Raw genomic sequence first — 8,730 nt, forward strand, 5'->3', positions numbered from 1 at the left:
GATTGCGGCGGCGGGGCGGGAGCTGGGGCTGATCTGCCCGCAGGCGCAAGGGGCCGAGGCGAGCTGGGCGGGCGACATTAGCGTGCTGGCGGCGCCGGATTTGTTGAGCCTGATCAATCATTTCCGGGGCACGCAGCAGTTGGCGGCACCGCCCGCCGGGCTGCTGGGCGGCGGCGGCAAGGCGCTGGACATGGCCGATGTGCGCGGCATGGAGACGGCGCGCCGCGCGCTGGAGGTGGCGGCGGCGGGCGGGCACAACATGCTGATGATCGGACCACCGGGGGCGGGGAAATCCATGCTGGCGGCGCGGCTGCCGGGGCTGCTGCCCGACCTCACCCCGCGCGAGGCGCTGGAGGTGAGCATGGTGCATTCAGTGGCCGGGATGCTGGATGGGGGACGGCTTGTTACCCGGCCGCCGTTCCGCGAGCCGCACCATTCCGCCAGCATGGCCGCGGTGGCCGGCGGCGGCAACCGGGCGAGGCCGGGAGAGGTTTCGCTGGCGCACCGGGGCGTTCTGTTCATGGACGAGATGCCGGAATTCCCCCGCGCCACGCTGGAGGCTTTGCGCCAGCCGATGGAGGCGGGGCATACCACGGTCTCACGCGCGGCGGCGCATATTACGTATCCGGCACGGTTTCAGTTGATCGGCGCGATGAACCCTTGCCGTTGCGGGTATCTGGGCGATGGTGCGCGCGAATGCGGGCGGGCGCCGCGCTGCGGCGAGGATTATCAGACGAAATTAAGCGGGCCGTTGCTGGACCGGATCGACATTATTATTGAAATTGCGCCGCTGACGCCGAAGGAATTGTCCTGGGCGCCGGTGGGGGAGGCGAGTGTTGTGGTGGCGGCGCGGGTGGCCGCCGCGCGCGCGCGCCAGCGCGAACGTTACGGTGAGAACGGGGCCACCACCAATGCCGAGGCGCTGGGGGATTTGATCCGGCTTTCAGGCGAGGCGAAGACGTTTCTGGAAATGGCGGCGGCGAAGCTGCGGCTCTCCGCGCGCGGGTATACGCGCAGCATGCGGGTGGGGCGCACGATCGCGGATCTGGCGGGGACAGAAGAGGTGCAGAGGGGGCATATCGCCGAGGCGCTGGCCTACCGGCACCGCATGCCGGGGCGGGCGATGGTGGCGCAGGGGGGCTGAACATGCCGGTGAATTTTGTTTGTCCGGGCGTGGGCGCGCCAGATGCGACCCCGTAACAGTCTGACTTGACAAGCGCCTATGCAATAGGGTCTGATAATAAACAGATAACTAATCTAACAAGGTTTCGCTGTCGTGCGGCTGTGGCCGTATTCGCCGGTTATCAGGACCCCACCGCCGAGACCGACACGGGCCATAGAGACGGACACAGACCATGGAAGAAACGGCCCATTATTGGGTTTTTTTGGTCTACACCGTTGCCGTGACCGGTTTGGTGGCGGGGATGATCGGCGTGTCCTATTTCCTTGGGCAGCGGCATATGAAGCCGGCGACCCGCCAGCCGTTCGAGTCGGGGATCGTTACGGTTGGGTACGCGCGGTTCCGGCTGCCGGTTCAGTTCTACCTGATCGCGATGTTTTTCGTGATCTTCGATCTTGAGGCGGCGTTTCTGTACGCATGGGCCACCGCGGTGCGGGCTGCGGGGTGGACCGGTTATATCGTGATGCTTGTCTTCATTGTCACACTGCTCGCGGCGCTCGTTTATCTCTGGCGCGCCGGCGCGCTCAACTGGGGGCCGCGGACACGCCAGCTCTCCAAGCAAAGGCCAGGTTGACGCCATGCGCTTCTCTTTCACTAAAGCAGAGCCTGGCACCAAAGCAGAGCCCGGACGGCAGGTTTCAACCACGGCGCCGCTGCTGCGCGGCGCGCCGCCCGAGGCCGGAACCTTTACCGAGGCGGTGCGGCGCAATCTGGCGCTCACCCGGCTTGAGGACATGGTGGCCTGGGGCCAGAAAAACTCGGTCTGGCCGTTCAACTTCGGGCTTTCGTGCTGCTATGTCGAGATGGCGACCGCTTTTACGAGCAAGTTTGACATCGCGCGCTTCGGCTCCGAGGTGCTGCGCGCCACGCCACGCGAGGCGGACCTGATCGTTATTTCCGGCACCGTGTTCGCGAAGATGGCGCCGGTGATAAAATATCTGTACGACCAGATGCTGGAGCCGCGCTGGGTGATCTCGATGGGCGCGTGCGCCAACTCAGGCGGCATGTATGATATTTACGCCGTGGTGCAGGGCGCTGACAGTTTTCTCCCCGTGGATGTTTATGTGCCGGGCTGCCCGCCGCGCCCGGATGCGCTGCTGGAGGGGCTGATGCTGCTGCAACGCTCCATCGGCACCGACCGGCGGCCGCTGAGCTGGGTGGTGGGGCCGCAGGGGGTGGAGAAGCTGGAGCGCCCCAGCATGCGCGACCTCAAGCGCGAGGCGCGCCAGGCGGCGACGGATCTGCCCACACCGGACCACGTATAGGGAGGGCGGGATGTTGAGCTCAGCCGGCAGCATCCCCCTCACGGACGGCGAACAGACGATTTTGCGCGAGTTGAACCGGCGCTTCGGGCCGGAGGCGAGCCTTGTGCAGCAGACCAGCGACCAGATACCGACCTTCTGGGTGGCGCGCGAGATAGCACACGGCGTGCTCAGCCATTTGCGGCGTGGCGCGGAGCGGCCGTTTCGCGTCCTCTACGACCTGACCGCCGTGGATGAGCGGTTGCGCGTGCACCGGCAGGGGCTGCCACCGGCTGATTTCACGGTGGTCTACCACCTGATGTCCTTCGAGCGGAACGAGGATGTCCGAATCAAGGTGGCGCTGAGGGAGGGGGCGCTCGAACTGCCGAGCGCGGCGGATATATGGCCCAACGCGAACTGGTATGAGCGCGAGGTATGGGATTTGTTCGGTGTCAGTTTTAGCGGGCATCCGCACCTGCGCCGCATTCTGACACCGCCGACCTGGACCGGGCATCCGCTGCGCAAGGACCATGTGGCGCGGGGGACCGAGATGGACCCCTATGTGCTGACCGAGGAGCGCGAGGCCGCCGAGCAGGAGGCTTTGCGCTTCCGCCCGGAGGAATGGGGCATGAAGCGCCACAGCGAATCCGCCGATTTCATGTTCCTCAACCTTGGCCCCAACCATCCGAGCGTGCATGGCGTGTTCCGCATCATCCTCCAGCTTGAGGGGGAAGAGATCGTCGACGCGGTGCCCGAGATCGGCTTTCATCATCGCGGCGCCGAGAAGATGGGCGAGCGGCAGACCTGGCACACCTATATCCCCTATACCGACCGCATCGACTATCTCGGCGGGGTGATGAATAATTTTCCGTATGTGATGGCGGTCGAGAAACTGGCCGGAATCACCGTGCCGCCGCGCGCGCAGATGATCAGGATCATGCTCGCGGAACTGTTCCGCATGGCGAGCCATCTCGTTTTTTATGGAACCATGTCGCAGGATGTCGGCCAGCTTTCGCCGGTGTTTTATATGTTCGCTGACCGCGAGCGGGTTTTTCAGATCATCGAGGCCATCTGCGGGTTTCGGATGCATCCCGCCTGGTTCCGCATCGGCGGGGTGGCGGCTGATCTGCCCCAGGGGTGGGACAGGATGATCCGCGACTATCTGGACTACCAGCCCAAGCGCCTCGACGAATACGAGAAGCTCGTGATGCAGAACCGCATCTTCAAGGCGCGCACGGTTGGGGTCGGGGCGTATACGCTGGAGGAGGCGTATGACTGGGGGGTTACCGGCCCTGGCCTGCGCGCCTGCGGTCTGGCCTGGGACTATCGCAAGCAGCGCCCCTATTCGGGGTATGACCAGCTCGATTTTGAAATTCCTACCTGCAACAATGGCGATTGTTACGACCGCGTGGTTATCCATATCGAGGAGATGCGCCAGAGCCTGCGCATTATCCGCCAATGCCTGGAGAACATGCCGCCCGGCCCCATCCGCGCGGCGCACAAGCTCTCGACGCCGCCGCCCAAGGAGCGGACGATGCATGACATCGAAACCCTGATCACCCATTTTCTCAATGTGAGCTGGGGGCCGGTGCTGCCGCCGGGCGAGGCGATGGTCAGCATCGAGGCGACCAAGGGGATCAACGGTTATTATCTCACCGCCGACGGGAACAGCATGTCCTATCGCACGCGTATCCGCACGCCTTCGTTTCCACATCTGCAGATGATCCCGCTCATCAGCCGGGGCGCGTATGTCGCCGATCTGATCGCGATCATCGGCAGCATTGATTTCGTGATGGCCGATGTCGACCGCTGAACAAGACCGCAAGGATGCGCCGCTGGAGGCGGGGCTGCGCCAGGAGATCGCGGCCCTCGCGCAACACGCCGGACATAAGCGCGCGGCCGGCACCGATGCGCTGAAGCTGGTGCAGAAACGCTTTGGCTATGTCTCGGATCGGCATCTTGCCGAGGTGGCGGCGCTGCTGGAGATGACCCCGGCGGAGCTTGATAGTGTCGCCACCTTCTACAACCTGATCTTCCGCCGCCCGGTCGGGCGCCATGTCATCCTGTTGTGCGACAGCGTCGCGTGCTGGGTGATGGGCGCCACCGCTGCCCGCGCCCAGCTTCATGAACGCTTGGGCATCAATCCGGGCGAGACGACGGCGGACGGCCGCTTCACGCTGCTGCCGATCGTCTGCCTGGGCCATTGCGACCACGCGCCGGCGATGATGATTGACGAGGACCAATACGGTGATCTCGATCCGGCGGGGCTCGACGCCATCCTCGAAGGCTACAAGTGAGGACGATGATGGAAAAACAACTCACCGCGCCGCTTACCGCCATGATCCAGCCCGGCGGCATGCCCCTTGATGTGACCGGCTATGAGCATGCCGGCGGTTACCAGGCGTTGCGCAAGGCGCTGGCCATGACTCCGGAGGCGATTATCGCCGAGGTCAAGCGCTCGAAACTACGCGGGCGGGGCGGCGGCGGGTTTCCGACCGGGCGCAAATGGGAGGCGGTGCCGGCCGGCCCCGGCGCGCCGCGCCAGCGCTATCTCGTGGTCAACGCCGACGAAATGGAGCCGTGCAGCTTCAAGGACCGGCTCCTGCTTGAACGCACGCCGCACCAGATGATCGAGGCCGTCATCATCAGCGCCTTCGCGATCCAGGCTGATATTGCCTATATTTTTGTGCGCGCTGAATATGTGCTGGCGATCCAGCGGCTGACCCGCGCGGCCGCCGAGGCGCAAAGCCGTGGCTATCTCGGCGCCAACATACTGGGTTCAGGTTTCGCCCTCACCATCCATGTGCATGCGAGCGGCGGGCGCTATATCTGCGGCGAGTCCAGCGCGCTGCTGACCGCGCTGGAGGGCCGCCGCCCGCTGCCGCGCTCCAGGCCGCCGCGCTCGGCGATGAGCGGACTTTGGGGCAAACCAAGCGTGGTCAACAATGTTGAGACATTGTGCAATGTTCCACACATCATCGAGCGTGGCGCTGACTGGTTTCTCAGCCTCAGCCGCTGTGCCGACGGCGGCACCAAGCTTTATGGCATGAGCGGGCGGGTGAAGCGGCCGGGCCTGTGGGAGTTGCCGCTCGGCACCGCGCTCATCGAAATTCTTGAGGAGCACGCAGGTGGGATGCAGCCCGGTTATGAATGCCGGGCGGTGCTGCCGGGCGGTGGTTCCACTGCTTTTGTCATGCGCGATGATTTTGATGTCGCGATGGATTTCACCTCGATGCGCAAGGTGGGCAGTTCGGTTGGAACCGGCAACATTCTGGCGCTCGATGACCGGCGCTGCCCGGTTGGGATGCTGCACAACCTGGAGCATTTCTTCGCGCAGGAATCCTGCGGCTGGTGCACGCCCTGCCGGGATGGCCTGCCCTGGGTGGAGCGGATTCTGGCGGCGATCGAGGCGGGCGAGGGTGAGGCCGGGGATCTCGATACGCTGGCCCACCATGTCAGCTTCCTGCACTCAGACTCCACCTTCTGCGACCTCGCCCCCGGCGCGATGGCGCCGCTGGGCAGCGCGCTCAAGCATTTTCGCGCGGAGTTCGAGCAGCATATCCGGGAGAAACGCTGCCCCTGGCACGATACCGCGGAGGGCTGGGCATGACGAAGTTCATTGTCGACGGCGAAGAATATAGCGCAAAGCCGGATGAGAATTTGCTGCAGGCGTGCCTCGGCGCGGGGCTCGATCTGCCGTATTTCTGCTGGCATCCGGCGCTTGGCTCGGTGGGCGCGTGCCGCCAATGCGCGGTGAGGCAATACGCCAACGAGGAGGACAAGACCGGGAAGCTGGTAATGGCCTGCATGACACCCGTGGCCGAAGGGGCACGTTTCTCGGTTGCCGACCCGGAGGCGGCGGCGTTGCGGGCCAGCGTGATCGAGTGGCTGATGATCAACCATCCGCATGATTGCCCGGTTTGCGAGGAGGGCGGCGAGTGCCACCTGCAGGACATGACGATGATGACCGGGCACACCACCCGGCGCTACCGCTTTACCAAGCGCACGCACCGCAACCAGGATCTCGGGCCGTTCATCAAGCATGAAATGAACCGTTGCATCGGCTGCTATCGCTGCACGCGCTTCTATCGCGACTATGCGGGCGGGCGCGATCTCGACGTATTCGCCGCGCATGACCATGTGTATTTCGGCCGCCATGCCGACGGCACGCTGGAGAGCGAATTCAGCGGCAATCTGGTTGAGGTCTGCCCGACCGGGGTGTTCACCGACAAGACCTTCTCGGCGCATTACGCGCGCAAATGGGATATGCGGGGGGCGCCGTCGGTCTGTACGCATTGCGGGCTGGGCTGCAACACCACGGTGAACGAGCGCGCGGGCAAGCTGCGGCGCATCCTCAACCGCTACAACGGGGCGGTGAACGGCTATTTCCTGTGCGACCGGGGGCGCTTTGGCTACGGCTTCGTGAATGCGCCCGAGCGGATTCGCACGCCGCGCGCGCGGGGGGCGGATGGGGCGCAGCTTGCCGTGAGCCGCGCGGAGGCAATTGCCCGCTTTGCCGCGCTGCTTGGCGCCGGGGGGCGGGTTGTGGGCATCGGCTCGCCACGCGCCTCGCTGGAGGCTAATTTCGCGCTGCGCGCCCTGGTGGGGCATGAGAATTTCTATCCCGGCGTGAGCACGCGCGAGGGCGCCTTGCTGCGGTTGATTAGCGATATTCTGGGCGCGGGCGCGGCGCATGCGCCCTCCATCCGCGATGTGGAGCGGGCGGATGCGGCGCTGCTGCTTGGTTCGGATTTGCCCAACGCCGCGCCGCGCGCCGCGCTCGCGCTGCGCCAGGCGGTGCGGGAGGCAGGGTTCGCACCCTCCGCGAAGGTGGAGATCGCGCCTTGGCATGACGCCGCCGTGCGCACCTACGCGGGAGATGTGCGCAACCCGCTCTTTATCGCGACGCCGGCGCCGACCCGGCTTGATGACATCGCGCTTGATACCTTGCGCGCCGCCCCGGCTGACATTGCGCGGCTGGGTTTCGCGGTGGCGGCCTGCATTGATCCCGCGGCGCCGGCAGTGGCGGGCCTGTCCGCTGATCTGGCCGCGCGGGCATCCGAGATCGCGCAGGCGCTGCTGGCGGCTAAGCGCCCGCTGGTTGTCTCGGGCGTGGAGGCCGGCGAGGAAAGCGTGATCCAGGCCGCCGCCAACATCGCAGGCGCGCTGCGGGCGCGCGGCAAGTCCGGCGCGCTGCTGCTGAACGTGCCTGAATGCAACAGCCTGGGCCTGGCGCTGATGACGCAGGACCGGCCGGGGTTCGAGGCGGCGCTTGCCGAGCCGCCGGCGCTGGTGATCGTGCTTGAGAACGACCTTTTCCGCCGCGCGGAGAGCATGGCGCTGGATGCGGCACTTGCCGCCACGCGCCTGGTGGTGCTCGACCATAGCGAGGGGCCGGTATCGCATCGCGCGGCGCTGGTGCTGCCGGCGGCGAGTTTCGCCGAATGCGGCGGCACGCTGGTGAGCACCGAGGGGCGGGCGCAGCGCTTCTACCCGCCGATCCTCGCGCAGGGCGATGTGCGCGAGGCATGGCGCTGGCTGGGCGAGGCCGGACGCGCCGCCGGGCGCGATGGCTGCGGCTGGGACACGGAGGACGGCATTGTTGGCGCGCTCGCCAGCGCCCTGCCCTGCTTCGCGGCGGTGCCGCGCGCCGCGCCGCTGGAGACATTCCGCATCGCGGGAAACCGGATCAGCAGCGAGCCGCACCGCTTCTCCGGCCGCACGGCGATGCACGCGGCCCAGAACGTGCGCGAGCCCAAGCCGCCAGTGAGCGCGGATTCACCCTTCAGCGCCACCATGGAAGGCTATTACGGCAAGATGCCGCCAGCATTGCTGCCGTTCACCTGGGCGCCGGGCTGGAATTCGGCGCAGGCGATCAACAAGTTCCAGGCTGAGATCGGCGGCGCGCTGAAGGGCGGCGACCCTGGCGTGCGGCTGCTGGAAGCGCAGGCAGAGGTGGCGCTGGGCTATTACACCAACATTCCCGGACCCTTCGCGCCGCGCCCGGGGATGTGGCGCGCGGTGATGCTGCCCCGCGTGTTTGGCGACGAGGAGCAAAGCGCGCGCGCCGCACCGGTCCGCGAGCGCATGGCGCCGCCCGCGCTCGTGCTCAATGAGGAAGATGCGGCATCGATCGGCGCGGCATCCGGCGAAATGCTCGCCTGCGAGCTGGGCGGTGAAATCCAGCACCTTGCGCTTGAAATTCAACCCGGCCTGCCGCGCGGGGTGGCGGGGGTCGCGGGGCTTGCGGCGAGCGCCCACGCGCTGCCGGGCTGGGTCCGCATCACCACGGCCGGAGCGGGGGCATCA

General features: G+C 66.2%; 7 protein-coding genes. All 7 read left to right on the top strand.

Translation table 11 applies throughout. The features are described from left to right. Positions 1–1,144: YifB family Mg chelatase-like AAA ATPase (locus HKL97_RS08140; RefSeq protein WP_291424206.1), on the top strand; the 1,144-nt coding region annotated here is incomplete at its 5' end. A gap of 211 nt (positions 1,145–1,355) precedes the next feature. Next, positions 1,356–1,754 carry an NADH-quinone oxidoreductase subunit A gene (gene ndhC / locus HKL97_RS08145; RefSeq protein ID WP_291424208.1) on the top strand — a complete coding sequence of 133 codons (399 nt, stop codon included), beginning with the start codon at positions 1,356–1,358 and terminating at the stop codon, positions 1,752–1,754. Between the two features lie 4 nt (positions 1,755–1,758). Then, positions 1,759–2,445 carry an NADH-quinone oxidoreductase subunit B gene (locus HKL97_RS08150; protein ID WP_291424210.1) on the top strand — a complete coding sequence of 229 codons (687 nt, stop codon included), beginning with the start codon at positions 1,759–1,761 and terminating at the stop codon, positions 2,443–2,445. Positions 2,446–2,455: 10 nt separating this feature from the next. Then, positions 2,456–4,234: an NADH-quinone oxidoreductase subunit C/D gene (nuoC, locus tag HKL97_RS08155; RefSeq protein ID WP_291424212.1), complete on the top strand. Its 1,779-nt coding sequence runs from the start codon at positions 2,456–2,458 to the stop codon at positions 4,232–4,234. Further along, entirely contained in the window at positions 4,221–4,718 is a 498-nt protein-coding gene (nuoE, locus tag HKL97_RS08160; protein WP_291424214.1) for an NADH-quinone oxidoreductase subunit NuoE, read from the top strand. The genes nuoC and nuoE overlap by 14 nt, the downstream gene beginning before the upstream one ends. 8 nt (positions 4,719–4,726) lie before the next feature. Beyond that, complete coding sequence (locus tag HKL97_RS08165; RefSeq protein ID WP_408820871.1) at positions 4,727–6,031, top strand: NADH-quinone oxidoreductase subunit F; 1,305 nt, start codon at positions 4,727–4,729, stop codon at positions 6,029–6,031. After that, the coding region (nuoG, locus tag HKL97_RS08170; protein ID WP_291424219.1) for an NADH-quinone oxidoreductase subunit NuoG at positions 6,028–8,730 on the top strand (2,703 nt) is incomplete at its 3' end. The genes HKL97_RS08165 and nuoG, both read left to right, overlap by 4 nt.

The organism is Acidocella sp. (genome assembly GCF_013044125.1).
Classification (GTDB): Bacteria; Pseudomonadota; Alphaproteobacteria; order Acetobacterales; family Acetobacteraceae; genus Acidocella.

Bases quoted from the DNA above. Each gene is read 5' to 3' on its own strand.
- ndhC (WP_291424208.1), top strand. From the start codon at position 1,356: ATGGAAGAAACGGCCCATTATTGGGTTTTTTTGGTCTACACCGTTGCC.
- HKL97_RS08150 (WP_291424210.1), top strand. From the start codon at position 1,759: ATGCGCTTCTCTTTCACTAAAGCAGAGCCTGGCACCAAAGCAGAGCCC.
- nuoC (WP_291424212.1), top strand. From the start codon at position 2,456: ATGTTGAGCTCAGCCGGCAGCATCCCCCTCACGGACGGCGAACAGACG.
- nuoE (WP_291424214.1), top strand. From the start codon at position 4,221: ATGTCGACCGCTGAACAAGACCGCAAGGATGCGCCGCTGGAGGCGGGG.
- HKL97_RS08165 (WP_408820871.1), top strand. From the start codon at position 4,727: ATGGAAAAACAACTCACCGCGCCGCTTACCGCCATGATCCAGCCCGGC.